General features: G+C 72.5%; 21 protein-coding genes. 12 read left to right on the top strand and 9 right to left on the bottom strand.

The window, feature by feature from the left end:
- Positions 1 to 182: 182 nt before the first annotated feature.
- From AVW09_RS14840 to AVW09_RS14820, 5 genes are all read right to left on the bottom strand, one after another.
- Positions 183 to 1,151 (bottom strand): LacI family DNA-binding transcriptional regulator, encoded by a 969-nt coding sequence (locus AVW09_RS14840; protein ID WP_063258794.1) that lies wholly within the window; start codon positions 1,149 to 1,151, stop codon positions 183 to 185.
- Positions 1,152 to 1,309: 158 nt separating this feature from the next.
- Positions 1,310 to 2,701, bottom strand: coding sequence for a xylulokinase (xylB, locus tag AVW09_RS14835; protein WP_063258793.1), 1,392 nt, complete (start codon positions 2,699 to 2,701; stop codon positions 1,310 to 1,312).
- A gap of 183 nt (positions 2,702 to 2,884) precedes the next feature.
- Complete coding sequence (gene xylA, locus AVW09_RS14830) at positions 2,885 to 4,072, bottom strand: xylose isomerase (protein WP_063258792.1); 1,188 nt, start codon at positions 4,070 to 4,072, stop codon at positions 2,885 to 2,887.
- Positions 4,073 to 4,174: 102 nt separating this feature from the next.
- On the bottom strand, positions 4,175 to 5,071 hold the full coding sequence (locus AVW09_RS14825) for a lipase family alpha/beta hydrolase (protein ID WP_063258791.1): 897 nt from the start codon (positions 5,069 to 5,071) through the stop codon (positions 4,175 to 4,177).
- 162 nt (positions 5,072 to 5,233) lie between these two features.
- The gene (locus tag AVW09_RS14820) at positions 5,234 to 5,719 is read right to left on the bottom strand and encodes a glutathione peroxidase (RefSeq protein WP_022879017.1); all 486 of its coding nucleotides are present in this window, start codon (positions 5,717 to 5,719) and stop codon (positions 5,234 to 5,236) included.
- 171 nt (positions 5,720 to 5,890) lie between these two features.
- Here AVW09_RS14820 and AVW09_RS14815 point away from each other — a divergent pair, with 171 nt between their 5' ends.
- From AVW09_RS14815 to AVW09_RS14795, 5 genes are all read left to right on the top strand, one after another.
- Complete coding sequence (locus AVW09_RS14815; RefSeq protein WP_063258790.1) at positions 5,891 to 7,048, top strand: ROK family transcriptional regulator; 1,158 nt, start codon at positions 5,891 to 5,893, stop codon at positions 7,046 to 7,048.
- A 44-nt stretch (positions 7,049 to 7,092) separates the two neighbouring features.
- A complete protein-coding gene (locus tag AVW09_RS14810; RefSeq protein WP_063258789.1) occupies positions 7,093 to 8,346 on the top strand; it encodes a D-arabinono-1,4-lactone oxidase in 1,254 nt (417 codons plus the stop codon).
- A 208-nt stretch (positions 8,347 to 8,554) separates the two neighbouring features.
- Positions 8,555 to 9,766, top strand: coding sequence for a glycosyltransferase family 4 protein (locus tag AVW09_RS14805; protein WP_063258788.1), 1,212 nt, complete (start codon positions 8,555 to 8,557; stop codon positions 9,764 to 9,766).
- Positions 9,763 to 10,656, top strand: a complete 894-nt coding sequence (locus tag AVW09_RS18070) for a hypothetical protein (protein ID WP_063258787.1) — start codon at positions 9,763 to 9,765, stop codon at positions 10,654 to 10,656. The genes AVW09_RS14805 and AVW09_RS18070 overlap by 4 nt, the downstream gene beginning before the upstream one ends.
- Positions 10,643 to 11,806 (top strand): nucleotidyltransferase family protein, encoded by a 1,164-nt coding sequence (locus AVW09_RS14795; protein ID WP_082823009.1) that lies wholly within the window; start codon positions 10,643 to 10,645, stop codon positions 11,804 to 11,806. Before AVW09_RS18070 ends, AVW09_RS14795 begins: the two co-directional genes overlap by 14 nt.
- Here AVW09_RS14795 and AVW09_RS14790 read toward each other — a convergent pair.
- The gene (locus tag AVW09_RS14790; RefSeq protein WP_156496124.1) at positions 11,780 to 13,039 is read right to left on the bottom strand and encodes an O-antigen ligase family protein; all 1,260 of its coding nucleotides are present in this window, start codon (positions 13,037 to 13,039) and stop codon (positions 11,780 to 11,782) included. The two genes, AVW09_RS14795 and AVW09_RS14790, sit on opposite strands and share 27 nt — an antisense overlap.
- 95 nt (positions 13,040 to 13,134) lie before the next feature.
- On the opposite strand from AVW09_RS14790, the gene AVW09_RS14785 reads away from it, so the two are divergent.
- The 3 genes from AVW09_RS14785 to AVW09_RS14775 are packed head-to-tail and all read left to right on the top strand — an operon-like array spanning position 13,135 to position 16,702.
- Positions 13,135 to 14,592, top strand: a complete 1,458-nt coding sequence (locus AVW09_RS14785) for a lipopolysaccharide biosynthesis protein (RefSeq protein ID WP_063258784.1) — start codon at positions 13,135 to 13,137, stop codon at positions 14,590 to 14,592.
- Positions 14,593 to 14,641: 49 nt separating this feature from the next.
- Positions 14,642 to 15,853: a glycosyltransferase gene (locus AVW09_RS14780; RefSeq protein ID WP_063258783.1), complete on the top strand. Its 1,212-nt coding sequence runs from the start codon at positions 14,642 to 14,644 to the stop codon at positions 15,851 to 15,853.
- A gap of 60 nt (positions 15,854 to 15,913) precedes the next feature.
- Complete coding sequence (locus AVW09_RS14775) at positions 15,914 to 16,702, top strand: hypothetical protein (protein ID WP_063258782.1); 789 nt, start codon at positions 15,914 to 15,916, stop codon at positions 16,700 to 16,702.
- Positions 16,703 to 16,706: 4 nt separating this feature from the next.
- Here the strand turns inward: AVW09_RS14775 and AVW09_RS14770 are convergent, their stop codons facing one another.
- Entirely contained in the window at positions 16,707 to 17,756 is a 1,050-nt protein-coding gene (locus AVW09_RS14770) for a glycosyltransferase (protein ID WP_063258781.1), read from the bottom strand.
- 208 nt (positions 17,757 to 17,964) lie between these two features.
- Here AVW09_RS14770 and AVW09_RS14765 point away from each other — a divergent pair, with 208 nt between their 5' ends.
- The 4 genes from AVW09_RS14765 to AVW09_RS14750 all read left to right on the top strand — a co-directional run bounded on the left by AVW09_RS14765 (position 17,965) and on the right by AVW09_RS14750 (position 22,554).
- A complete protein-coding gene (locus tag AVW09_RS14765) occupies positions 17,965 to 18,867 on the top strand; it encodes an SDR family oxidoreductase (RefSeq protein WP_063258780.1) in 903 nt (300 codons plus the stop codon).
- Positions 18,868 to 19,133: 266 nt separating this feature from the next.
- Entirely contained in the window at positions 19,134 to 20,513 is a 1,380-nt protein-coding gene (locus AVW09_RS14760; protein ID WP_063258779.1) for an alpha/beta hydrolase, read from the top strand.
- Positions 20,510 to 22,057, top strand: coding sequence for a GMC family oxidoreductase (locus AVW09_RS14755; protein ID WP_063258778.1), 1,548 nt, complete (start codon positions 20,510 to 20,512; stop codon positions 22,055 to 22,057). The genes AVW09_RS14760 and AVW09_RS14755 overlap by 4 nt, the downstream gene beginning before the upstream one ends.
- A 152-nt stretch (positions 22,058 to 22,209) precedes the next feature.
- Entirely contained in the window at positions 22,210 to 22,554 is a 345-nt protein-coding gene (locus AVW09_RS14750; RefSeq protein ID WP_063258777.1) for a helix-turn-helix domain-containing protein, read from the top strand.
- Positions 22,555 to 22,683: 129 nt separating this feature from the next.
- Here AVW09_RS14750 and AVW09_RS14745 read toward each other — a convergent pair whose 3' ends face one another.
- The gene (locus AVW09_RS14745; protein ID WP_063258776.1) at positions 22,684 to 24,324 is read right to left on the bottom strand and encodes an ABC-F family ATP-binding cassette domain-containing protein; all 1,641 of its coding nucleotides are present in this window, start codon (positions 24,322 to 24,324) and stop codon (positions 22,684 to 22,686) included.
- Positions 24,325 to 24,491: 167 nt separating this feature from the next.
- A partial coding sequence (locus AVW09_RS14740) for a glycosyltransferase family 2 protein (RefSeq protein ID WP_331709269.1) occupies positions 24,492 to 25,976 on the bottom strand: 1,485 nt, incomplete at its 5' end.

Genomic DNA, 25,976 nt, shown 5'->3' with positions numbered 1-25,976 from the left:
GGTTTTCCGCGGGGCACACGGCCGCCCGGCGCGGAATCTCCGGAGTTTCGCTCGGCGCGTGGCCGATCCCGGCCCGCGTCGCGGCCCCGCACAACTCCTGCAGAACCGGTCCGCGGATGCCACACCCTCCACGACCGGCCCGGATCGCCGGAGTTGTGCCCGCCGCCACGGGGCACCGGGCCTCAGCGCGGCGCGGCCGTCGACGCGCGCGTCACCAGCACGGGATCGGCGGGGAGCGTCGGCTCATCGCCCAGCACGCGCGCCACCGCCTCGGCGGCCTCGCCCTCGACGTCGAGGCGCACGGTGGTGAGCGCGGGCGTGTAGAAGGCGGCATCCGGGTTGTCGTCGAATCCGGCGACCGAGACGTCGGCCGGAACCGCGAGCCCGCGTGCGGCGAGCCCGGCCATGAGTCCGAGCGCCATCTGGTCGTTGGCCACGGCCACCGCGGTGGCGCCCGCGCGCACGTGCGCGGCGACCGCGTCGGCGGCGGCCGCACCGGAGCCGGCGCTCCAGTCCCCCTCGACGCGCCCCTCCCGCGCGAGCCCGCGCCGGGCGATGGCATCGGCGACACCGGCCGTGCGGGCGAGGGCTTCGCGCCAATCCGCGGGGCCGGCGACCTCGACGATGCGGCGATGTCCGAGGTCGGCGAGATGATCCACGACGCGGGCGGCCGCGTCCCGCTGGCGGATCCCCGACTCGCCGTACAGCGGGACGAGCGGAACGTCGTATCCCTCGAGAGGAGTGGCTCCATGAGCGGCGACGAGCACGATCCCGTCGACCCCCTGGTCGAGCAGATGGCGCACGGCCGCGTCGATGTCGGCCGGGTCGTCCGAGTCGGTGTATGCGGTCGAGATCCACCGCCCCCGCGCCCGCGCCGCCCGCTCGAGCGCCGCGATTCCCGCCGACGGACCGTGCAGGACGGCATCGGATGCCACGACCCCGACGGTCCGCGTGAGACTCGTGCCGAGGGCGCGCGCGGCGTTGTTGACGCGGTAGTCCAGCGCGGCGACCGCCGCGAGCACGCGTTCGCGGGTGGCATCCCGGATGCCGGGATAGTCGTTCAGCACGCGCGACACGGTCTGCGTCGAGACGCCGGCGGCATCGGCGACGTCACGCATGCCGATGCGTTTCACCCCGCCGTCGCCGCTCATGGTCCCTCACAGTAGCGGCGCGCAGAGCACCGACGAGCACCCATGGGCTCGCGCACCGTGGACGCCGAGACTGCACCCAGTTGAGAAGACCGCTGCAGGCTGCGGCAACGGAGGTCAGCCCGCTGCCGTCTCGTAGTCCGCCACCGCGGAGGGCGGCGTCACTCCCGCGCGCGGAGCGCGGCGACCTCGTCGTAGCGCGCGCGGATTCCGGGACGGAAGTCCGGATCGACGGCGCGGGCTGTCGCCACGGTCCAGTCCACCGGACCACCGGCGAGCACCCCCGCGGCCTGGCGCGCGGCGCCGAGCGCGACGTACTCGCCCGCGGCCGGCACGACGATCTCGGCGTCGAACACCTGCGCGGCGATGCGCGCGACGGCCTCGTTCGCCGCGGCCCCGCCGATGAGCAGCACGCGCCGCACCTCGACGCCCTGCGTCTGGATCGCTTCGAGCCCCACGGCCAGGCCGCTGAGCATCCCCTCGATCGCCGCGCGGGCGAAATTCGCGCGGTTCGTGGATGCCAGGGTCAGACCCGTCAGCGAGGCCTTCGCATGCGGCAGGTTCGGGGTGCGCTCGCCCTCGAACCACGGCACGAGCACGACGCCGTCGGCACCCGGCTCCGCCTGCAGCGCGAGCGCCCCGAGCTCGTCGTGCGAGACGCCGAGGAGCCCGGCGAACGCGTCGAGCACGCGGGCGGCGTTGAGCGTCGCGACCAGCGGGAGGAACCGGCCCGTGGCATCCGCGAATCCGGCGACCGCGCCCGAGGTATCGCGGACGACGTGGTCGGTCACGGCGAACACCGTGCCGGACGTGCCGAGTGACACCACGACGTCGCCGACGCCCGCGCCGAGGCCGAGCGCCGCTCCGGCGTTGTCGCCGGCACCGGGGCCGACGAGCGCGCCGCTCGCGAGCGTCCCGGCGCTCTCCCACGGCTCGAGCACGCGCGGCAGCACCGCGTCGTGCCCGAGCGCGCGCACGAGCAGCTCGCGGTCGTAACCGTCGGCACCCCAGTACGCCGTGCCCGAGGCATCCGAGCGGTCCGTGGTCAGCTCCGCGAAGTCGGCGTTGCCGGGGCCGAAGCCGCGCAGCCGCCACGTCAGCCAATCGTGCGGGAGCGCCACCGCGGCGACGCGCGCCGCGTTCTCGGGCTCGGCATCCCGCAGCCACCGGAGCTTCGTCGCGGTGAAGGATGCCACGGGCACGACGCCGGTGCGGCCGGCGTACGCCTCCGCTCCCACCTCGGCGATGAGGTCGGCCGCGGCCTGCGCCGAGCGGGTGTCGTTCCACAGCAGCGCGTCGCGGATCACACGCCCGTCGGCATCCAGCGCGACCATGCCGTGCTGCTGTCCCGCGATCGAGACCGCCGCGACGTCGTCGAGGCCGCCGGCCTGCGCGATGGCATCCTGGAGCGCGATCCACCAGGCCTCGGGGTCGACCGACGTTCCCGCCGGGTGCGACGCGCGCCCCTCGCGGACCACGCGCCCGGTGTCGGCATCGACCACGACGACCTTGCACGACTGCGTCGACGAATCGACTCCCACGACGAGCGCCATGCTCACTCCCTCTGTTCGCGCCGCCCGGCTCTGCGTCGGCACTCCGTTCCGTCACCGCCCCGCCGGGTCGGCGCCCCACCACCGTTCAGTGTCCAAGACACGCGGATCGCGCGCGACCGCGTCCGCGTGTCTTGGACACTCAACGCTGAGGAGAGGGGCCTGGCATCCAGGCCCCTCCCGGGATCAGCGTGCGCCGAGCAGGTGCTCGGTCGCGAGCTGCTGCAGACGGACGAAGCCGAAGCCCTTGCCGCCGAGGTACGCGTCGGTGTCGAAGTCCTCGTAGGCCGAGCGGTCGGCGAGGAGGTCGTCGTACGACTCGCCCTCGTTGAGCGTCGGCTGCGCGAGCTCGAGGACCTTCGCGGCCTCCAGGGCCTCCTGCACCTCGGGGTCGGCGCGGAACGCCGCGGCGCGCTCCTTGAGCAGCAGGTAGGTGTTCATGTTGGCCGAGACCGAGTCCCACACGCCCGACTCGTCCTCGGTGCGCGAGGGCTTGTAGTCGAAGTGACGCGGGCCGTCGTACGCCGGGATGCCGCCGGGGCCGCCGTTCTCGAGGAGGTCGACGAGCGCGAACGCGTTGTGCAGATCGCCGTGGCCGAACACGAGGTCCTGGTCGTACTTGATGCCGCGCTGACCGTTGAGGTCGATGTGGAAGAGCTTGCCGTGGTACAGCGCCTGGGCGATGCCCGCCGCGAAGTTCAGACCGGCCATCTGCTCGTGCCCGACCTCGGGGTTGAGGCCCACGAGCTCGGGGCGCTCGAGCGAGTCGATGAACGCGATCGCGTGACCGAGGGTCGGCAGCAGGATGTCCCCGCGGGGCTCGTTGGGCTTCGGTTCGATGGCGAAACGGATGTCGTAGCCCTTGTCGGTGACGTAGTCGCCGAGGAGGTTGACGGCCTCGCGGTAGCGCTCGAGCGCCTGGCGGATGTCCTTCGCGGAGTCGTACTCGGCGCCCTCGCGGCCGCCCCACATGACGAACGTCTTCGCACCGAGCTCGGCGGCGAGGTCGAGGTTGCGCAGCACCTTGCGGAGCGCGAAGCGGCGCACCTGGCGGTCGTTCGACGTGAAGCCGCCGTCCTTGAAGACCGGGGCCGAGAAGAGGTTGGTGGTGACCATCGGGGTGATGAGGCCCGTGGCATCCAGGGCACCCTTCAAGCGGTCGATCTGGGTCTGGCGCTCGGCATCGGTCGAGCCGAAGGCGAACAGGTCGTCGTCGTGGAACGTCAGGCCGTAGGCACCGAGCTCGGCGAGCTTCTCGACGACGTGGACGACATCGAGCGGCTTGCGCGTGGGTCCGCCGAACGGGTCGGTGCCGTTGTAGCCGACGGTCCAGAGACCGAACGAGAACTTGTCGTCACGGGTGGGGGTGGGCATTCCTGCTCCTTCGCATGGATGCGCACGGTGGTTCGCCGCCGCACGAGGTTTTGTTGGTTCTCACAACATATACCCCGGATGCCGCGGCGTCCAGCCCCCGCGTCAGAGCCCGAGCGCTCCGTCCACCACCGCGAACACGGCGGGGTCCCAGGTCAGCGCGCGCTCCCACGGAAGGCCGAACGCGTCGGCGAAGAAGATGCTGTGCACGTGGTCGGGGAAGGAGTGCCGCTCGACCTCGGGCAGCACCGCGGCGGGCACCTCGTCCGCGCGTCCGCTGGTCATCGACACGAGGCCGTCGTGCGGCCAGAGCTGCACCGGCTCGGCCGCCGCCGCGAAGTAGCCGGCACCGATCGCGGTCACCGGGATGCCGTCCAGCACCCCGGCCTGCGCATCGTTCCAGTTCCGCAGGAACCGCCGCGACACCTCGGCCGCGGCGCCCTGGGAGTTGGCATCCGCGTACGGACGCGCCTCGGCGAAGATCTTCAGCGTCGCCGGGTCGCCGTGGGCGTCGGCCTCGGAGATCTCGTCGTCGAGGAGGTCGCCGAGCACCGAGCCGTCCCACGGGGTGCCGAGCGTCACGAGGCGCTCGACGCGCGGAGCGCCGGAACCCAGCTCGCGGATCGCCGCCCGCGAGAACAGCCCGCCCATCGAATGCCCGACGAGCGCGACGCTGCCGACGCCCTCCTCCGCGGCGAGGTACCGCAAGAACCCGGCGAGCGCGACGCCGGCGTCGTCGACACGGCCCACGGCATTGATCGTGACCTCGGCGGGCAGCACGACCGGCACGTCGGAGAAGCCCTGCCATCCGGCATCCTCCCGCACTTCTCCCGCACCGATGCGGGCGGGAGCGGTGAAGACGCGGATGCCGCGGGCGAGGAAGTGCGCGCGGAGGGCGGTCATCGTGTTGCCCGCCGCGAGACCCGTCGCGGCCGCGTGGTCCGGGTCAGTGAAGGGGGTGACGGCGGCTCCGCCGGAGACGAGGACGACGGCATCGACCATGGGGCGCCTTTCGGGTTCGGGTGCGCGCTCAGACTATCGAGACGCCCCGCGCCCATACGGTCGCCGTTCAGTGTCCAAGACACGCGGATGCCACGGCGTGCGGTCCGCGCGTCTTGGACACCGAAACGCGACGCGGCGTCCACCGCGCCGCGCGCCGCCGCGTCAGTTCGGCAGCGCCTCTTCGATCGCGGCGACGACCTCGGGGGCGTCGGGCTGCGTGCGGGGGCTGAAGCGCACGACGCGACCGTCGGGGAAGACGACGAACTTCTCGAAGTTCCAGGAGATGCGCCCCTTCTTGCCCTCGGCATCCGGGGTCTGGGTGAGCTCCTGGTAGAGCGGGTGCGCGCTACGCCCGTTGACCTTGACCTTCTCGGACATCGGGAAGGTCACGCCCCACGTGGCGGAGCAGTACTCGGCGATCTTCTCCTCGTCGCTGAGTTCCTGCAGGAACTGGTTGCTCGGGAAGCCGATGACCGTGAAACCGCGGTCGGCGTACTTCTTGTGCAGCGCCTCGAGCGCTTCGTACTGCGGCGCGAGGCCGCAGCGGGAGGCGACGTTGACGACGAGCGCCGCCTTGCCCTCGGTGAGGGCACCGAAGGTGGTCTGCTCGCCACGGATGGTGGTGATCGGGATGCCAGACAGGTCCATGCTCCGATTCTGGCACCGGGTGCTATGCGTGGCGTGAACGGTCGATAAACGCCGCCGCTCGGCGGAAACGCCGTCTCAGGGCGTTTCCGCCGAGCGGGAGCGTTTATGGCGCGCGGACGGGACGCGGGGGCGCTCCCGGCACGGAACCCGCCGCCGTGGCACAGTGGTCGGATGGTCACCGCGAGCAGGGGCGACGGCATGCGCCGCGCGAATCTCGCGCTCGTGCTGCGCACCGTGCATCGCGAGGGCCCGCGTTCCCGCGCCGCACTGACCGAAGCGACGGGTCTGAACCGCTCGACGATCGCCGACCTCGTGGGCGAGCTCGTGGGCGACGGCCTCGTCGTGGAGCGCGCCCCCGACCCGGTCGGACGCGTCGGCCGCCCCTCGCCGACGGTGGCCCCGGATCCGCGCGTCGTCGCGATCGGCGTCAACCCCGAGGTCGATGCGCTCGATATCGGCGCCTTCGCCCTGGACGGCACCCCGGTGGCGCGCGAGCGCCTCCCCCAGGCTCAGCTGCTGACGCCCGAGCGCACGGCCGAACTCGTCCACGAGCGCCTCACCGGGTGGGCCGACGGCCCCCTCCGCGGACGCCGCACGGTCGGTGTGGGCGTCGCCGTGCCCGGACCGGTGCGCGCCGCCGACGGCCTCGTCCGCACCGCGCCGCACCTGGAGTGGACGGATGCCGCGATCGGCGACCTCATCACCCGGGCGACGGGTCTCCCCGCCCGCGTGGGCAACGACGCCGCGCTCGGCGCGCTGGCCGAGTATCTCTTCGGCGCCGCCCGCGGCGCGCACGACGTGGTCTACCTCAACGGCGGCGCGAGCGGCATCGGTGGGGCCGTGATCGTCGGTGGAGTCCCGCTCGGCGGAGCGGGCGGCTACGCGGGAGAATTCGGTCAGAACCGTCCCGGGATCGTGGATGCCACCGACCGCCGGGCCGCCGACGGTGTACTCGAGGACGAGGTCAGCCGCGCGCGGCTCCTGTCGGCCCTGCGCCTGGATGCGGTGGACGATTCCGCGCTCGCAGAGGCGCTGGCATCCACCGATGATCCGGACGTGCGGGCCGAGACCGCCCGACAGCGGCGCATCCTCGCCACGGCGCTCGCGAACGCCGCGAACGTGCTCAATCCCGCGGTCGTCGTGCTCGGCGGGTTCCTCGCGACGCTCGCCGCTCTCGACCTCGACGGCCTCGACGCGGCCGTGCGCACGCAGACGATGCCCGCGTGCGCGGAAGGCCTGCGGCTGCGCGTCGCCGAACTCGGCGAGAACCGCCTGCTGGTCGGGGCGGCCGAAGCGGTGTTCGAGGCCGAGCTCTTCCCGACGCCCTGATCCCGACGGCCCCGCCGCGACCCGCGCGGGGCAGGATGGACCCCATGACCCACACCCGTCCCTCCGGCACGAACTGGTCCGGGAACCACCGCTACCGCGCCGCCGAGACCCTGCTGCCCGCCGACCTCGACGAGCTCGCGGCCGCAATCACGGGGGCGGAGTCGCTCCGCGTGCAGGCGACCCGGCACACGTTCAACGACGTCGGCGACACCGACGGGGCGCTGCTGTCGCTCGAGAACATGCCCGTGGCGATCGAGGTCGACGGCGACCGCGTCCGCGTCGAGGGGCTGGTCACGTTCGCGCGGCTCGCGCCCGTGCTCGAGGCCGAGGGACGCGCCCTCCACAACCTCGGCTCGCTCCCCCACATCTCCGTCGCCGGCGCCGCCGCGACCGGCACGCACGGCTCCGGCACCGCGAACGGCAACCTCTCGAGCGCCGTCACGGCCCTGGAGATCATGGATGCCGACGGCGACCGCCACCTCGTCCACGCCGAGCACCCGTGGTTCCCGGCGGCCGCGCTCGGCCTCGGCGCCTTCGGGGTCGTTACGGCCGTGGAACTGCACACCGTCCCGACCTACACCGTGACCGCCGAGGCGTACACGGGTGTCGCGTGGGACGACATCGTCGCCGACCCGCGGCGCCTCTTCGCCAGTGCGCGCAGCGTCAGCGTCTTCACGACGTGGGGCGACCCCGCGCACGACCTCGTGTGGATCAAGACGACGGATGCCGATGTCGAACCGGGCTACGTGACCGACCTGGGCGGCCGTCCGATCGGCGACGACCTGCACCTCGGACGCATCCGCACGGTCGGCAACACCACCGAGCGAGGCACCCCCGGCCCGTGGCACACGCGCCTCCCGCACTTCCGCGCCGAGGCCCTCCCGAGCGACGGCGACGAGATCCAGTCCGAGTACTTCGTCCCCCTGGATGCCGCGGCCGAGGCGCTCGCGGCGGTGCGGGCCGTGGCATCCACGATCGATCCCGTCCTACTCGTGACGGAGCTGCGGACCGTCGCGGCCGACGACCTGTGGCTGAGCCCGGCGTACCGGCGGGACGTGCTGGCGATCCACTTCACGTGGCGCAACGACAACGCCGGGGTGGCCGCGGTGCTACCGACGATCGAGGCCGCACTGGCCCCCTTCGACGCCCGCCCGCACTGGGGCAAGGCGTTCACGATGCCCGGCGGGACGATCCGCGCGACCCTCCCCCACGCCGATGACTTCCTCGCCGCGGCGCGGGAGGCCGACCCCCGCGGGGTCTTCCGCAACGCGTACCTGCGGCGCACTCTCGGGTTGTGACACCGATAGCACGACGGAGCCCGAGTGTCCCAGGGGTGAATCGTCGGGCGAACTAGCGCCGCCTAGGCCGTTCCTGAGCGCACACACGGGTCGTGACTGCGGATCCGCGCGGGATAGTCGATCCGATGACCGACGCGATACGAGTCCCGTCCTGCCCCCGCCTCGTCCCGCCGTGCGCGGCCGCGCTCGTCGTCGAGAGGGGCCACCGGTGAACGGGACCCCGCCCCACGTGATCATGGTCACGAACGCCGTGGCACCCGACAAGCTCGGCGGTCTGGAGCGGTACGTCCGCGAGCTCTCCGCGGGCCTCGTCGCCGCCGAGGCGAGCGTGACGGTGATCGCCAAGCGGACGGCTCCGGAGCAGCCGGATGAGGAACGCGGAGCCGACGGCGTCCTGATCCGCCGATTCGACCCACCCCGCAAGACGGACCCGCTCTTCGCCGTGCGCTATCCACTGGACATCGTCCGCGGCGTGCGGGATCGCATCGCGCGGGCGGTGCGCGACGGGGGAACCCGGCGCGTCCTCCTGCACGGGCACTTCCCCGTTCCGATGATCGAGCCGGCCCTGTCTCGATCGCCTTACGTCTACACCTGCCACGCGCCCGTGTATCGCGAGTTGCTCTCCGAGCGCCGCGGCTCCTACGCACTCCCGGCCCCGTTCCGGCGCGCGGCCGTCGGCGGCCTCCGCCGCGCCGAGCGCCACGTCCTGCGCCGCGCCCACACGGTCGTAACGCTGAGCGCGTTCGTCCGGTCGGAGGTCGCGACGCTCGACCGCCGCACCGGCGAGCGCGTCGTGCAGATACCGGGCGGACTCGACACGGAGTGGTTCCGCCCCGACGGCGACGCCCCAGCTCACCGCCTCGACCGTCTCTCCCCCGTCCTGTTCACCGCCCGACGGCTCGTCGAGCGCACCGGAGTCGACGCTCTCGTGGATGCCATGCCGTCGGTGCTCTCGCGAATCCCCGGTGCCCGTTTGCACATCGCCGGCTCCGGTCCCCTCGGCGAAGCACTCGCCCAGCGCATCGCGGATCTCGGTCTCGGCTCGCGGATCGAACTGCTCGGCCGCATCCCCGAGGAAGAACTGCGCGAACGGTACCGGGAGGCCGATCTCGCCATCACCCCGACCACCGCGCTGGAAGGCTTCGGGCTGTCCACGGCCGAAGCCCTCGCGTGCGGGACGGTCGCGGTCGTCACTCCCATCGGCGCCAACCCCGAGGTCGTCGACGGACTCTCCCCCGCGCTGGTCGCGCGCAGCGCCGCACCGACCGATATCGCCGACGCCATCGTCCGGGTCCTCGACGATCCCGATCTGGACGCCCTCCGCGATCGGGCACGTGAGCACGTGCATCCCCGCTGGGCCTGGTCGGCCGTCGTCGAGCAGCACCTCGACCTCTACCGACACGTACCGGGCCTGCGATGACTCCCCGCGTCCTGGCTCTCGTCCCCACGATCAGCCGATCGCGGGTCGTGGCAGCCTCGCCCTGGCTTCGCGCCTTGCGTCGGGAGGGCATCGACGTGCGGATCGTCGCCAACGCCGCATCCGTCGCCGCGGCCGCGACCGAGTTGGACGCACCCGTGATCGACACGGGCGCCAACCCGGGCTTCGCCCGGAGCATCCTCGCCGCACTCGCCGCCGTGGACGAGTGGGACTGGGTCGTCCTCTTGAACGACGATCTGATCCTGGGCGATGGGGTGGCCGCGCACCTGCGGAGCGCCATCGCCGGGGCAGCCGACCGCCGCGACAATCCGGCCGACCTCCTCTACTTCGACCCGGAGCCGATGCGCCCCCTCCCCGGCCGGTGGGGCGTCTTCGTCTCCGTCTCGCTGCTCGAAGCCCTGGGCGTGCGCTTCGCTCGGCGGGTTCGTGTCCGCCCCCGCGCACGGCTCGGCTACAAGTCCTTCAGCGCGGTGGCCATCCACCGTGACGCCTGGACACGGGCGGGCGGCCTCGACGCGCGTTTGATCTTCTGCTTCGAGGATGCATTGTTCGTCCGGAACCACCGGGCTCGGGGAGGAGCAGAACCCGTCTCGATCGACGTCGGCATCTCTCACGAGAAATCCACGACCACCTCCCACCACATCGCCCGGGTCCTTCCGGCCGTCGCCTTCTCGGCGAGGAGGTACCTGGAGGTCCTCGGCACCCCGGGCCGTCTCGCCGGCGCCATCGTGGTGGCCGCCCTCATCGTGCGTCTTCCCCTCGTCGTGTTCGCCTCCGCTCCGCCGCGCGCCCACCTTCTCGGGATCGTCCGCGCCGCGCGGGCGGTCGTCTCCGGTCGCGAACCCTCCCTCCCGCCCTATGAGCTCCTCTGAGCCCTCGCCCGCGGCGGGATGGATGGCGGTCGCGACGGCCGCGCTCGATACGGGTCACACGGAAGGCTTCGACCCCCCCGTTTCGGTGATCGTCCTGCCCACCGATCGCAGCGAACCCCTCGGACTCCTGGGCGACGGCGCGGAGGTGTGGCGACGGCTCGCCGGCCCAATGCCCGTCCCCACCGGAGACCTGAGCCCGGAGCAGGCCGTCATCGCTCGACAGCTCGCGGCTTCGGGCCTGGTCGCTCTCGGCGTGCACCACCCGTCGGCCGTGAGGACCCTGGAACCGCCCCACCTGAGTTCGCCTCTGCACGAACTCGTGTGGGCCCTCGTCGCTCGCGTGGCGGAGGAGCGCGGCATCCGGTGCGTCTTCATCAAAGGCCCGACCCTGCACGATCAGGGCCTTCGCGATCGCGAGCACTCCGGTGATGTCGACGTGTGGTGCGACCCGCGACGGTGGGTGGAGCTCATCGAGGCTTTGCAGGAGTGCGGATGGCAGCGAGAACCCGACCCTTGGTGGGGCACACCGATCGGGCACTCCGCGACTCTCTCCCCGACGGGGTGGGGCTGCCAGATCGACGTCCACCGACGGATGCCAGGCATGACGTTCGACGACGAGTCGGCCTTCGAACTCGTCGTCGCCGACACGGTCGCGGTGCGCATGGCCGGGATTCCCGTCCTCGTCCCTTCGCGGACGTCGCACGCCGTGATCGCCGCGCTCCACGCGGCACGACCCGAGATCGGACGCCCTCGAGAGGCCGACTCGCCGTCACGGGTGGCGATCGACCTGCTCCAGCGCCTGCCGGACCCCGTCACGGCCTGTCGACGACTGGGGGCCGTCCCCGCACTCCGCCACGAGCTCGACGTCTGTCGGCCGGGCGTCACTCTCGTCGACGACGGCGTCCCCCGGGATTGGTTCTGGCGCGCTCAGCCCGACCGGGTGCGCGCGTACGCCGCCGCGCTGCGTGAGCTCGACCTCGCGGACAGATTCCGTGTCGCTCTCCGCTTGGTCTGGCCCGCACCGGATGTCGCCAGGGAATCGGCTCGCCGAGCCGGCGAGGAGACCGACCGCCCCCTCGCGGCACGGCTTCGCCGTCTGCGGCGCGGACTCGTCCCGTTCCTCTCAGGCTGGCTGCTCCGCAAGGGCTGACGTGGCGACGGGGCCGGCGCTCGCCGTTCGACCGCCCGCCACACGTGCGCGCCACTCCGACACCAGGACGAACAACGGGACGAGGAAGCAGGCCGACAGAGGCCCCCAGGCGGCGAACCGCATCGTCGTCTCCGTCACGCCGAGGGCCAGCAGCCCGAGGAGGAATGCTCCGGCGACGAACATGTGCCGTCGATCCTCCATGCCGTCGATTCCGCGCCACACGCACAGGAGCAGGACGAGCACGGCGCCGATGAGGACGAGACCACCCATCACGCGAAGGGTCAAGAGGCTGTTGTGCGCGTGGCTGGCCGCGCTCGACAACGCGGCCTCGAACTGCGCGTAATTGTCGGAGTAGTACCACGCACCCCGCCCGGTGAGCCAGTGCCCCGGGAGCAGGCCGATGTTGTACATCCAGATCCCGCCGCGCTCCGTGTATGCGGACGGATCGGTTTCCGTGAAGGGAACCTGGACGAGCGCGATCGCCAGAGCGACGAGTCCCCCCGCCATCACGACGCGGAAAGCGAGGCGCGGCAGGAGCCAGCCCACGAGGATCACGCCGAGCACGACCCCCGCACCGAACAGGGCGGTACGCGAGGACGTCAGCACCAGCGCCGCAGCGATCGACAGGGCCATCCCCCAACGCAGCAGAAAGCGCCGTTCGAGGAAGGCGAAGGGGAGGGAGGCGGTCAGGAACAGGCCGAGGAGATTGGAATGGGAGAAGATCCCCGCGAGGAGCGGTGCTCCCGTGACCGACTTCTCGGCGTGCGCGAGACCGGCGGACATGAGAACCATCGCGGGGGCGACGAGCCACCCCAGCATCGATCCCACGGCCACGACGGCACCGAGGTGGCCCAGCAGCCTCAGATCCTCGAATTTCACCCGCGCGGTCACGAGAAGCACCCCGGCGAACGCCGGCAGCAGGAGCGAGGGACCTACGGTTCGACCGTGCACGAACTCATTGGCCGTCATCACCAGCGACGGCAGGCTCACGAGCAGGAGCGCGACGCCGTCCACACGCGACCAGAGAAGAGCAGCGAGCAATACGCTCACCGCCACGAGAGGGATCAGGGCGTTGGACAGCCCCGTGGTCGCTTCGACGAGCGGACGTGGCGCGGTCACGGCGCCTTCGACGTAATGCGCACGGTCGGTCGTGAGCATTTCCACGACCGGTTCCGCGAGCGAGGCGAGGGCCAGGAGCAGCACGGCCGAGCGGCGCCACCTCGCGTCACGCACTAACCCCCGCCGTCTGTCGCGGCGGCTGTCCGGACGCGCGCGGGAAGTCGTTAGCGTGCTCATCGCCCAGACGCTACAGAGCGAGGAGTACGCGCTTGTCCACCCTCGGATCGACGACCCCCAGGCGACGCGGCGCCCTCGCTCTGCTCGGCGCGCAGTGGGGGAAGTACGCCGTGCAGGTCGGCGGCATCATCCTGCTGGCCCGACTCATCGACCCCGCCGACTTCGGCCTCGTCTCGCTCGGCCTCGCACTGTCGGGCTTCGCCGCGGTCCTCGGCGATCTCGGTCTGAGCCTTGCGGCGCTGCGGGCGCCGACCCTCTCGGCCGATCAGCGCGACCTGCTCTTCTGGATCAACACCCTCGTCGGCGTCGTCGCCACCGCCGTGATCGTCGTCGCGGCCTTCCCACTGAGCGTCGCTTACGGCGACCCCCGGCTCGTCCTGGTCATGGCGCTGCTCGCTCCCGCTTTCGCGCTCCGCTCGGCGAGCGTGCAGTACCGCGTCGAACTCAACCGGGGAGGGCGCTGGGGGACGCTCGCCGTCGTGGAGTTCGTCGGCGACGCACTCGGACTCGTGGTCGCGGCGGTGCTGGCGCTGAGCGGGTGGGGCGTCGTCGGACTCTCTCTGCAAGGGACGGTCGCGGCCGCGATCACCCTCGCCGCGTCCGTCGCGTGCGCGCACTGGGCACCACGGCTGCCTCGACGCGGTGTGCCGATCCGCTCGCTGTTGTCGTTCGGCGGGAACACCTTCGCCGTGCATCTGCTCAACTACGCCTCGGCCAACATCGGCACGATGGCCGTAGGGGCCGTCTCGGGGTCGTCGGTACTGGGCCTCTTCAGCCGGGCGAATCAACTGGTGAATCTGCCTCTCGATCAGCTCGCCAATCCGCTGACCCGCATCGTCATCCCCTCGCTCGCCGTCGCCGGCGATACCGTCGAGGTCCAGCGCCGTCTCCGCCGGTTCCAGACCCTGCTGTGCTACCCGGTCCTCGGCTACGTGAGCCTGCTGACGGCGGTCGCCGCCCCCGCGATCCACGTCGTGTTGGGTGCGCAGTGGGAACCCGCCGCGGCGTTCGTCCCGATCCTGGCGGTCGGCGCGGTCTTCCAGACCATCGGCTACGTCGGGTACTGGGCGTTCGTCGCCGAAGGACGCCCCGGTCTCCTGCTAGGGGCCGAGGCGATCGGCCGGACGACGATGATCGTCCTCGCGATCCTCTGGGCGAGCAGTGGGCCCGGGTGGGTGGCGGTCGGGATCAGCGTCGGCCACCTCGTGGTGTGGCTCGCGTCGACCTTCGTCTTCCTGCCTCGCGCCGGAGTCTCGGGCATCCTCCTGGCGCGCTCGGCGGGGCGCAGCGTCGCCGTCTTCCTGATCGCGTGGGCGGCGACGACGACCGTCGATGTGACGGTCGGAGCCGCGTGGGATCCCCTTCCGCGTCTCGCCGCTCTCGTGGCGATCTGGATCACGACCGCAGCCGTGGCGTGCGCCGTGATCGCCCGTCCGGACGTGGCGGTCCTGGCCTCCTTCATCCGCGCCCGGGGCGTCGCCGTCGGATGAGGCGGCGGCATCGAGGCCGCATCCTCGAGAGGGCGGAACAGGGGAGAACATGCGAATCGTCAGCGTCACGCGCACCGTGCCCTTCGACGGCATCCCCCATGCCGGAGGAGAATACGCGCTGCGGCACGCGCGTGCGCTCCACGAACTGGGGCACGAGGTGACGTTCATCGCCCCCGACACCGAGGAGAACCGCCGAGCCGTCGAGCGCGGAGGGCACCACGGCGACGTCGTGCTCTACGGCGACCCGACGCTCGAGCATCCCGGTCCGTTCGAACGGTTGCGGCGGAGGCTGTCCCCCGCCCGGGTGAGCGCCGCGGAGCGTCGGGCGCTCGCTCGCTCCTCGCGCGCACACGTCGCTCTGGCCGGCGCGGAGCTCGTGGAATTCCACTGGACGCAGGCCGCTGATCTCCGCCGCGTGGTCACCCGCCACGCTCCCCCGCACGCACGCCGCCTGGTGGTGCTCTACGACGTCATGACCCAGCAGGTGCAACGGCAGCGCGACACCGCCGCGGGCGGTGCGGCGGCGCGGATCGTCCGCTCGCTCAAGGTCTTCGCGGTCCGCCGCGCCGAGAGACGCGCCATCGCGGCCGTCGACGTCGCGGTGGTCTTCAGCGAGAAGGATGCCATCGCGGCCACGGCCCTGGCGGCGGGCACCGCGGAGGTCCGGGTGCTGCGGCCGCCCCTCGCCGCGGGGACCGACATCGACGCCCCTCCCCGCGAGCCGGAACTCGAGGACGGACGTCCGCGGCCGTTCACCGTGCTGTACGTGGGATGGTTCCGCCGTCCCGACAACGCGCGGGCGGCCGAATGGCTGTGCAGCGAGATCTGGCCGTCCGTCCGCGACGTGTACCCGCACGCGCGTCTCATCCTCGCGGGGGCGGACCCGACCGCCACCATGGCCGAGGCCGCCGCGATGGACCCGTCCGTCTCGATCACCGGATACCGGGAGAGCCTCGACGAGTTCTACGCACGGGCGGATGCGGCGGTGATCCCGGTTCGCCAGGGCGCGGGAGTGAAGTTCAAGACCGTTCTCGCGATGCTGTGGGGGTCCCTGTCGTCTCGACGAGCGTGGGGGTCGAAGGCATCACAGACAGTCCGGAACTCATCTGGAGGCAGGCCGACGACGCGGCCGGTCTCGCCGCGGGCCTCGTGGCCGCGGCCGCCGATCCCGAGGGGGCCGCGCGCGTCGCCCGGGCCGCGCAGATCTGGGCCCGAGAGGAGTTCTCCGACGAGACCTTCCACCACCGGCTCGCCCGCCTGATCGGCGAGCACCCCCCGGCCCCCTCCCCGTCGTAATCCGTCCCTCGTCCCAGGAGCGCCCGTGCCCGACCCACAGCTCGCCGACTTCCTCGTCGTCTCCCCCGTCAACGATGAGCGCACCCTCCTCCGCTGCCTCGCCGCGTCGCCCGACATGGTCTCGGGAGCCGTCGAGCTGCACGTCGTCCGCGGGGCCCGCTCCGCGAACGAGGTGATCGCGCACGCGCTCCGTTCGCGGGCCCACGGTTTCGTCGTCTACGCACACCAGGACGTGTACTTTCCGACGGGCTTCTTCGAACGCCTCGCGCGTGCTCTCTCTGGCCTGACCGAGATCGATCCGACGTGGGCCGTCGCGGGCGCGATCGGGAGGGATGCCGAGCACGCGACACACGGCACGGTGTGGAGCACCGATCGGGGCCAGGTCGTCGGTGAGGAGATCGACGCGCCCGCGCCCGTGGAGTGTCTCGACGAATGCCTCCTGATCCTCCGCGCGGGGGATCTGTCCCTCGTCGACCTGGGACTCCCCGGGTTCCACCTGTACGGGGTCGATCTGGTCCAGATGGGTCGGCTGCAGGGGCGGAAGTCATATGCCGTGCCGCTCGAGATCGTCCACCACGCGAAACCCCTCACGTCGCTGGGAGGCGGATACGCGGAGAGCCACCGGTACGTGCGGATCAAGTGGGCTGCCCGCCTGCCGATGGTGACGCTCATCGCGCCACTCGAACGCGTGCCGTGGAAGCTCTGGAAGATGCGGCTCGGCACGCGCCTGCGCGCACGCTTCGCCACCGCGGACCACCCGTACGACCAGGACAGCGATCCACGCGACATCGCCCGCGAACTCGCCTACGAGTGAGCGGTCAGCCCCACGCCCGTTCCAAGGCCCGACGCTGGGAAATAGGATCCCGCGGACCGAGATAGTCGGCCCACATCGCTCGGTTTCGAGTGCTCCACGGCGCGAACCCGCCCGATCGCACGGCCGAGATCAAGGACCCTGCGCCGCCCTCCAGCGTCACTTCGTCGGGCAGGTCAGGCAGGGCCGGGATGCGGCGCGCGAGGATCGGGAGGCCCATCGCCGCGGCATCCAGGATCGCGATGGGAAATCCCTCCCACGCGGCGGTGTGGAAGTACACGTCCAGCTCGGCCAGTTCCGCGCGGACGTCGTCGCGAGCGGCCCACCCGGTGACCCGGACCCGCGGGGCCGACGACGGGCCGTCACCGATCCAGGTCGCGGCCACCGTGACCGCCGGCAGCGCGGCACGCAGGTGCTCCACACGGCCGAGGAAGTAGTCCGGGTCCTTCTGCGGGGCCCACCGTCCGAGCATGCCGACGCGCAGCACGGATGGGTCGCCTGCGCCGCGACGTGCGCGGTCCTCCCCGGGGAGGATGGACGGCAGATTCGGCACCACCGTCGTCCGCTCGCCCGGCACGCCGAGCGCGAGCGCTTCAATGCGCTCTCCAGGACCGCACGCGGCGACCATCGACGCGCCTCCGGCGAGCAGCCGCTCGCTGAGGCGGAAGGCGGAGCGGAGCACGGGCGAGACATCCGTCCTCAGGAAGGCGTAGCAGTGCGGGGTGTAGACCACACGCGTGCGCCGCCCGGCCCGCAGAAGGCGAACGTATGCACCCGGGTAGCTCGAATGTGCGTGGATCACGTCGAAGCGATGCGCTCCGAGGATTCGGCGCAGGTCACGCAGAGCCGTGACCGGCGAGGCGGCATCCCATCGGATGTGCCGGACGTCCAGCCCCTGCCAGATCGGGGCGGGCGCACCGTCCACGAAAGGCGCCACCACGGTGTGGGTGTACGCCGACGATGAACTCTCGACGTATGTCCGCACGGCGACCGGAACGCCCCCGGTGAGGCGATCGACGATGTGCGCGACGACCCGAGGAGATGCGGGGCGACTCACGGGGCGAGGCTAGGTGCCTCGATCGCAGCCCTGGGGACCGCGCCGGTCCAGGCGGTGCCACATTCGGCTCGATTCGTCCGTGCGCTCACCCGAATCCGCGGACGCACTCGCTGAATGTTCGCCTCGCGAGCTCACGTCGCCTGCGACGCGGCATCCGGAATCGTCAAGGCCCCGCAGGGGTCCAGGCCGCCTGTCTATCGTCGGGCGCATGACCACCGATCGCGACCAGTTCACCTTCGACAACCCCGTCACGCGCTACTCCCGCGTCGAACCGCCGCTGCAGCACCAGCCGGAACCGGGCGTGCAGGCCGACATGACACCCGTCCCCGACCTGGGCGAGAAGACGTATCGCGGCCTCGGGCGCCTCACCGGCCGGAAGGCCCTCATCACCGGCGGCGACTCGGGAATCGGGGGCGCGGTCGCGATCGCGTTCGCGCGCGAGGGCGCCGATGTCGCGATCGTGCACCTGCCGGCCGAGCAGCGCGATGCCGACCACGTCCTCGAGCAGATCCGGGATGCCGGCCGCACCGGCGTCTCGATCGCGACCGACATCACCGACCCCGCCGCGTGCCGCGCCCTCGTCGCCGAGGCCGTCGAGGCGCTCGGAGGCCTGGACATCGTGGTGAACAACGCCGGGAAGCAGATCATGGTCGAAAAGGTCGACGACCTGTCGGACGAGCAGTTCGAACTGACGTTCCGCACGAACGTGTTCGCCCCGTTCTGGATCACCAAGGCCGCGCTTCCGCACCTGCCCGAGGGCGCCACGATCATCAACACCGCGTCGCTCGAGGCGTACGTCCCCGCCCCCGACCGGCTCGACTACGCCGCGACGAAGGCCGCGATCAACAACCTGTCGAAGGGCCTCGCGCAGCAGCTCGCGCCCCGTGGCATCCGGGTCAACGTCGTGGCGCCGGGGCCCACGTGGTCGGCGCTCCAGGTGAGCGACGGCGTCTCGGACGACCAGATGGAGCACTTCGACGACGAGAGCACCTACCAGCGCGCCGGACAGCCCGCCGAGATCGCGCCCGCCTTCGTGTTCCTGGCCTCGGCCGAGTCCAGCTACGTCTCCGGCGAGACCCTGAACGTGAATGGCGGCATGGTCACGCCGTAACGCCGGGGCGTGGCATCCGCCTTTCTGGCACAACTCCGGCGGATGCCGCCGTCCCCCATCCCGCGAAAGTCCCGCGACCGCATCTGCAGGAGTTGCGCTGTCGGCGACCCGACGCGCACAACTCCGGCGGATGCCGCATCCCGCCGCCGCCCTGACGTCACGCAGCCGAAAGTGCAGGAGTTGTGCCCTGCCCCCGCCGCCTTGCGCAAAACGGCTCGGGGCGCAAGCGGCCCGTTCCGGCCACGGCGGTGCGAAAGCGTGAAGACATGCCGAGCCCGAACGACGTCCCCACCCTGTACTTCCTGCACGCCCTCGGGGCGAGCGCGGGGTCGTTCCAGCGGCTCGGCGACGCCCTCGCGGGCCGCGTGGACGTGCAGGGCATCGACCTGCCGGGCTTCGGCTCGGAGACGGCCGCGTCGGACACGTCGCTCGAGGCCACGGTCGCGCACGTCATCGGCATCCTGAATCAGCGGGCGCGGGGTCGCTGGATCCTGGGCGGGCACAGCATGGGCGGAAAGATCGCGGGGCTCGTCGCGGCGAAGGTCTTGGGCGGCGAGGCTCCGCTGACCGGGCTCGCGGGGCTGGTCCTGCTCGCGCCGTCGCCGCCGCGACCCGAACCGATGGACGAGGAGCGGCGCGCGCGCATGCTGTCGTGGGTCGCCGACGGCGCGATCTCGGAGGCGGATGCCGAGACCTTCATCGACCAGAACACCGCGCGGCCCCTCGACCCCGGCGCGCAGAGCCTCGCGCTCACCGACCTCCGCCGCACGTCGCCGTCGGCGTGGCGCGCGTGGCTCGAGGAGGGGAGCCGCGTGGACGCGCGGTCCGACGTGGGGACGCTCGACCTCCCCGTTCTGGTGCTCGCGGGCGACGACGACGCCGACCTCGGTGCCGCCGCGCAGCCCGGGCTGCTGGTCGACGTCTACCCGCGCGCCCGCTTCCACACGCTCGCCGACACCGGGCACATGATCCCGCTCGAGCGTCCGGCCGAGGCCGCCGACCTCATCGCCGCGTTCACGGCGGACGAGGTGCTCGCGGGCCCCGTCGTGCCCGAGGACTGGGCGCGGCTCATCGCCGGCGACCGCGTGGACGACCGGGTGCGCGGCATCCTGAACCGCCGGGCGGTGCCCGACGACCGCGGGTACGCGCCGCGCGTGCTCGACTTGGCGCAGCTCACGCTGCTGCGGGAGATCGCCGATCTCGTCGTGCCGCAGGACGGACCCGCGATCGACATCGCCGCGCGCATCGACGCGCAGCTCGCCCGCGGCGAGGGCGACGGATGGCGCCGCGACGGCCTGCCGCCCGACCCCGAGGCGTACCGCGCGGGGCTCGACGCGCTCGCGCCCGCGTGGCCGACCGACCCCGCCGAGCGCGAGACGGTGCTCGCTTCCGCGATCGAGGGTCACGGTCCGGCGGACGGACCCCTGGATGCCGACCTGCTCGCGGCCTGGCTCGAGGACGCCCGCGTCGACCTGGTGCGGCAGTGGCTCGCGCACCCCGCGAGCATGGCGCGCACGGGATTCGACGGCTTCGCCACGGGCGGCCGCGCGCCGATCCGCGGGTACGTCGAGCTGACCCTCGGGCGGCGCGAGGACTGGGAGCCCGCCGACGTCGGCGGCACGATCGCGACGGGAGACGCCGCATGAACCTCGACGGGATGCGCACGCACGGGACCGACGACATCGTCGACGTCGTCGTGGTCGGCACGGGCGCGGGCGGTGCTCCGTTGACCGCCGAGCTCGCGCGGCGCGGGCTGTCGGTCGTGGCTCTGGAAGCCGGGCGGAACTTCGCGCTCGACGACCTCACGCCGGACGAGACCGAGGCCGTCGAGATCAACTGGATGTCCGAGCGCCTCAGCGGGGGGACGGATGCCACCGCCTTCGGCCCCAACAACAGCGGCCGCGGCGTCGGCGGCTCGACCCTGCACTGGGGCGCGTTCACGCCGCGTCCGGACGCCCGCGACCTCCGGCTGCGCACCGAGACCGGGGAGGGCCGGGACTGGCCGCTCGACCCCGCCGAGCTGCTGACGTACGTCGCGCGGGTCGAGGGCGACATCGGCGTCTCGGGCCAGACGCCCTACCCGTGGGACCCCGACCGTTCCTACGCCTACGGCCCGGCGGCGCGCAATGCGCCGGCGAACCTCGTCGCGCGCGGATGCGAGGCGCTCGGCATCCGGTACGCCGACGCTCCGGCCGCGGTGCTGACCCGCGCCCGGCTGCAGGACCATCACGGCGAACGCCGCGCGTGCATCAACTGCGGCGCCTGCCACCAGGGATGCCGAGTGGATGCCAAGGCCACCACCGCCAACACCTACCTCCCGGTCGCGGTGGCCCACGGGGCCGAGATCCGCACCGGCGCGATGGTCCACGACATCGAGCTCGACGCGCGCGGACACGTCGCCGCGGTCGTGTACCGGCAGGACGGCGTCGACGTGCGGCAGCGGTGTCGGTCGCTGGTACTCGCCGCGGGCGGCGTGGAGACGCCGCGCCTGCTGCTGCACACGGGTGTCGCGAACGGTTCCGGGCAGGTGGGCCGCAACTTCCTCGCGCACGGCGCGACGCAGGTGTGGGGACGCTTCGACGAGCCGGTGCGCGGGCACCGCGGGTACCCGTCGTCGCTGATCACCGAGGACATGATGCGGCCGGACGACGCCGACTTCGCCGGCGGCTACCTCGTGCAGAGCCTCGGCGTGATGCCGCTCACCTTCGCCACGACGCTCACCCGCGGCGGGGGCCTGTGGGGTCGCGAGCTCATGCAGCGCCTCGATCAGGCGCAGCACATGGCGGGCATCGGCATCAACGGCGATTGCCTGCCGTCGGACGACAACCGGCTCGAACTCTCCGACGAGACCGACGAGTTCGGCATCCCTCGCGCCCGGGTGACCTTCACCGCGGGGCCGAACGAGAAGGCTCTCGACCGGCATGCGACCGCGTTCCTGCTGCGGGTGATGGAGGCGGCGGGCGCTCGCGAGACGATGGTGCTCGCTCGCTCGGCGCACACGATCGGCACCGCCCGGATGTCGGCGGACCCCGCGGACGGCGTGGTGGACGGCGACGGCCGCTCGCACGAGATCCCGAACCTGTGGATCTGCGACAACAGCGTCTTCCCCTCGGCCCTGGCCGCGAACCCGGCTTTGACGATCATGGCGCTGTCGTTGCGCACGGCGGACCGGTTCCTCGCGGCGGGGTGACGGCCCCTCGGCCGGGGCGCGGGGTCGAGCGCCCACGATCGGGTCGAACGCTCACGATCGGGGCGACCCGGAGGTGGGCGCTCGGCCGGATCGTGCGCGCTGGACTGCCGACCCGGCGGACGCGACCGGGCCGACACGGGAGAATGGATGCCATGAAGCTCGTGCACCTCGTCCGGTTCGCCGCCCTCGCCGAGGAGCTGCACTTTCCGCGCGCGGCCGAGAAGCTCGGCATCCCGCTCGCGTCGCTGTACACCACGATCGACAAACTCGAGGAGGAGGTCGGGCAGCCGCTCGTGTCGCGCACGCCCCCGACCCGCCTCACTCCGGCGGGCGTGCTGCTGCTCGACGAAGCGCACGCGCGGATCGCCGATGCCCCGCCGCAGGCGACCGCGGCGCCGAAGGCGCAGGGCGGGAAGGCCAAGGCATCCAAGGGCAAGGGCCGCGCGCCGATCGTCAAGGGGCAGCCCAAGCCGTACAAGAAGCGTCAGGGGCGCTGACCGCTTCCGACGCGGGGGGGGTGCCTCCCCATAAACGCTCGGGCTCGGGAGAAACGCCGCAACAGAGCGTTTCCGGCGAGGTTGAGCGTTTATGGCGGATGCCAGGCACGTGGCTCAGCGCCGGACGCGCTACCGCTCCGTCACCCGCCCGGCCTCGACGCGCCAGTGACGGTCGGTCCGGACGGCATCCAGCATCCGGCGGTCGTGCGTGACGAGCAGCAGCGTGCCGGTGTACGACTCGAGGGCCTGCTCGAGCTGCTCGATCGCGGGGAGGTCGAGGTGGTTGGTCGGCTCGTCGAGCACGAGAACATTGACGCCGCGGGCCTGCAGCAGCGCGAGTCCGGCGCGGGTGCGCTCGCCCGGCGACAGTCCGTCGACGGGGCGCGTCACGTGGTCGGCCTTCAGGCCGAACTTCGCCAGCAACGTGCGGACGTCGGCCGAGGTCATCTCGGGCACGAGCGCCTCGAACGTCTCGGCCAGCGGCCGCTCCCCCACCAGCTGCGATCGGGCCTGGTCGATCTCGCCGATCGCGACGCTGGACCCGAGGGATGCCGAGCCCTCGTCGGGCGTCTGTCGGCCCAGGATGCCACGCAGCAACGTCGTCTTCCCGGCACCGTTCGGGCCGGTGATGCCGATGCGCTCCCCGGCGTTGACCTGGAGGGACACCGGTCCGAGCGTGAAGTCGCCCTGCCGGAACACGGCGCCGGAGAGCGTCGAGACGACGGAACTCGACCGCGGCGCGGCGCCGATCGTGAACTCGAGCTTCCACTCCTTGCGCGGCTCCTCGACCTCGTCGAGCCGCGCGATGCGGCTCTCCATCTGCCGCACCTTCTGCGCCTGCTTCTCACTCGACTCCATCGAGGCCTTGCGGCGGATCTTGTCGTTGTCGGGCGCCTTCTTCATCGCGTTGCGGACGCCCTGGCTCGACCACTCGCGCTGCGTCCGCGCGCGCGCGACGAGGTCGGCCTTGGTCTCGGCGAACTCCTCGTACTTCTCGCGGGCCTGGCGGCTCAGCGTCGCGCGCTCCTCGAGGTACGCGTCGTACCCGCCGCCGTAGACGCGGTGCGAATTCTGCGCGAGGTCGAGTTCGAGCACGCGGGTGACCGACCGCGCGAGGAACTCGCGGTCGTGGCTCACGAGCACGACCCCGCCGCGGAGGCCTGTCACGAACGTCTCGAGACGCTCGAGGCCGTCGAGGTCGAGGTCGTTCGTGGGCTCGTCGAGCAGCGCGATGTCGAAGCGCGACAGCAGCAGCGCCGCGAGTCCCACGCGCGCCGCTTGCCCGCCGGACAGCCCGGTCATCAGCGCATCGGGGCCCACCTCCAGGCCGAGGTCGGCGAGCACCACCGGCATCCGCTCGTCGAGGTCGGCCGCACCGCTGGCGAGCCAGCGCTCGAGGGCCGTCGCGTAGGCGTCGTCGGCTCCCGCGACCGTGGGGTCGCCGAGCGCGGCGGCCGTGGCATCCATCTCCCTCGTCGCCTCGGCGCAGCCCGTGCGGCGCGCGATGTACTCCGCGACGGTCTCGCCGGCGAGGCGCTCGTGCTCCTGCGGCAGCCAGCCGACGAAGGCGTCGGCCGGGGCGAGGGCGATCGTGCCCGCGAGCGGTTCGTCGACGCCCGCCAGCAGCCGGAGGAGCGTCGACTTGCCCGCGCCGTTGGCCCCGACGACGCCGATGACGTCCCCCGGCGCGACGGTGAGGTCGACGCCCTCGAACAGCGTGCGGTGGCCGTAGCCTCCCGCGAGTCCCTGGGCGACGAGCGTGGCGGTCATGCCTCGATTCTCCCAGGCACCGGTCGGGCAGCCCGCTCACCCTGTGGCGACCTGCCCCGAAGTCCGTAAACGCTCGCGCTCGGCATAAACGCCGCCTCCGTGCGTTTACGCCGAGCCGAAGCGTTTATGCGGGACAGGGGCGGGCGCCGGAGGGCGCGACGTCCGCGTCAGACGAAGCGCTCGAGACCGCCCCAGCCGCCCACCCATGCTTCGAGGTGCGGTTCGTCGCGGAGGACGTGGATCCCGGATGCCACGAGCTCGCCGGTCGTGAACCCGACCTCGGCGCCCCACCGCTCGGCGCGACGGCGGGCGCGGCGGGCGACGGCGGTACCGAGGGGCGTTCCGTCGGCGGCGCGCACGTGCAGCCGACCCTCCTCGCCCTGGCCGAGGGCGGCGAGCCGCGCGGCCAGGGGCTCCGCTTCCTCGATCAGGATCGGACGGTCCAGATGCCAGACCACGCGGGCGTCGGGCACGGCCCCGGACCGCAAGCGCGGGTCAGCGGCGAGCGCCGCGGCGGACGGGGGCTCATCGAGCACCACCGTCGCCCGCGGGAACGCCGCGAGCACGGCATCCACGCACACGAACACGGCGGCTTCGGGATGCGCGCCGGCGAGGTGCACGACGAGGTCGGGCGTGGCGGGGAGGAGCCCGCGGCCGGCGGATCCGGTGACGGGGATGTCTGCGGCGAGCCGCAGCGTCTGCCGGTTGCCCTCGCGCGCGCGGTCGAGGTCGCGGCCGGACCAGTCCGGACCGTCGTGCCAGGCGACGGCGTCGGGCACGTGCGCGAGCACGGCTCCGGCCTGCCACGCGCGGTGCACCCACTCCCAGTCCTCGCCGCCGTAGGCGCGGAACGTCTCGTCGAAGCCGCCGACCTCGTCGAAGAACGCGCGGGAGCAGGACAGGACCGCGCCGATCACGAACCGGTAGGCGCGGTCGTCGGCGCGCAGCAGATTCTCGGTGCGCGCGTACTCCTCGCGCAGCCAGGCGGGTTCGGGGAGCTCGCGCGCGGGGCCCGCCTGGGCGACCGGGACCTCGGAACCGAGGCCCGCGAAGTCGGCGTGCCGACGTCGCCCGGCGGTCACGGCCTCGGGCAGCAGCGCGGGGAGGCGCGTGAGTGCCCGGATGTATCCGGGTTCGGGGGTCGTGTCGGCATCCAGGAAGCACAGGACGTCGCCCGTGCTGGCCGCGACGCCCAGGTTGCGGGCGGCGGCGGCGCGGAATCCGCGATCCTCCTGCCGCACGAGGGTGACGCCGTCCGGCACGACCGGCGCCTCCGGCGACCCGTCGTCGGCGACCACGATCTCGAGGCGGTCGGCGGGGTGGTCCTGGCGCGCGAGAGCGGCCAGGGTGCGCGCGAGTTCCGCGGGCTGCGCGTAGTGCGTGACGATGACGCTCACCCGCGGCGGTTCGGGCTCGCGTCCCGCGACGAGGTCCCAGCGGTTCCCGACGACGCACCGGGCATCGCCCGGCGTCGAGTGTCCAGGACACGCCGTATCCGGGTGCGTCGCAACGGCGTGTCTTGGACACTCGGCAGCGGCGGGCGCTGCGTCGGGGGCGGGGGCGGCGGCGGCCGCGGCGGGGGCGGGCAGACCGGCCCACCACTCCAGGTACGCGCGGGCGACGTCGACGGGGCCGACGGGGACGGGATGGAT

Source organism: Microbacterium sp. T32 (assembly GCF_001619615.1).
Lineage (GTDB): Bacteria > Actinomycetota > Actinomycetes > Actinomycetales > Microbacteriaceae > Microbacterium.
The sequence above is the reverse complement of the archived record's forward strand: the minus strand, read 5'-3'. Positions and strand labels throughout refer to the sequence as shown.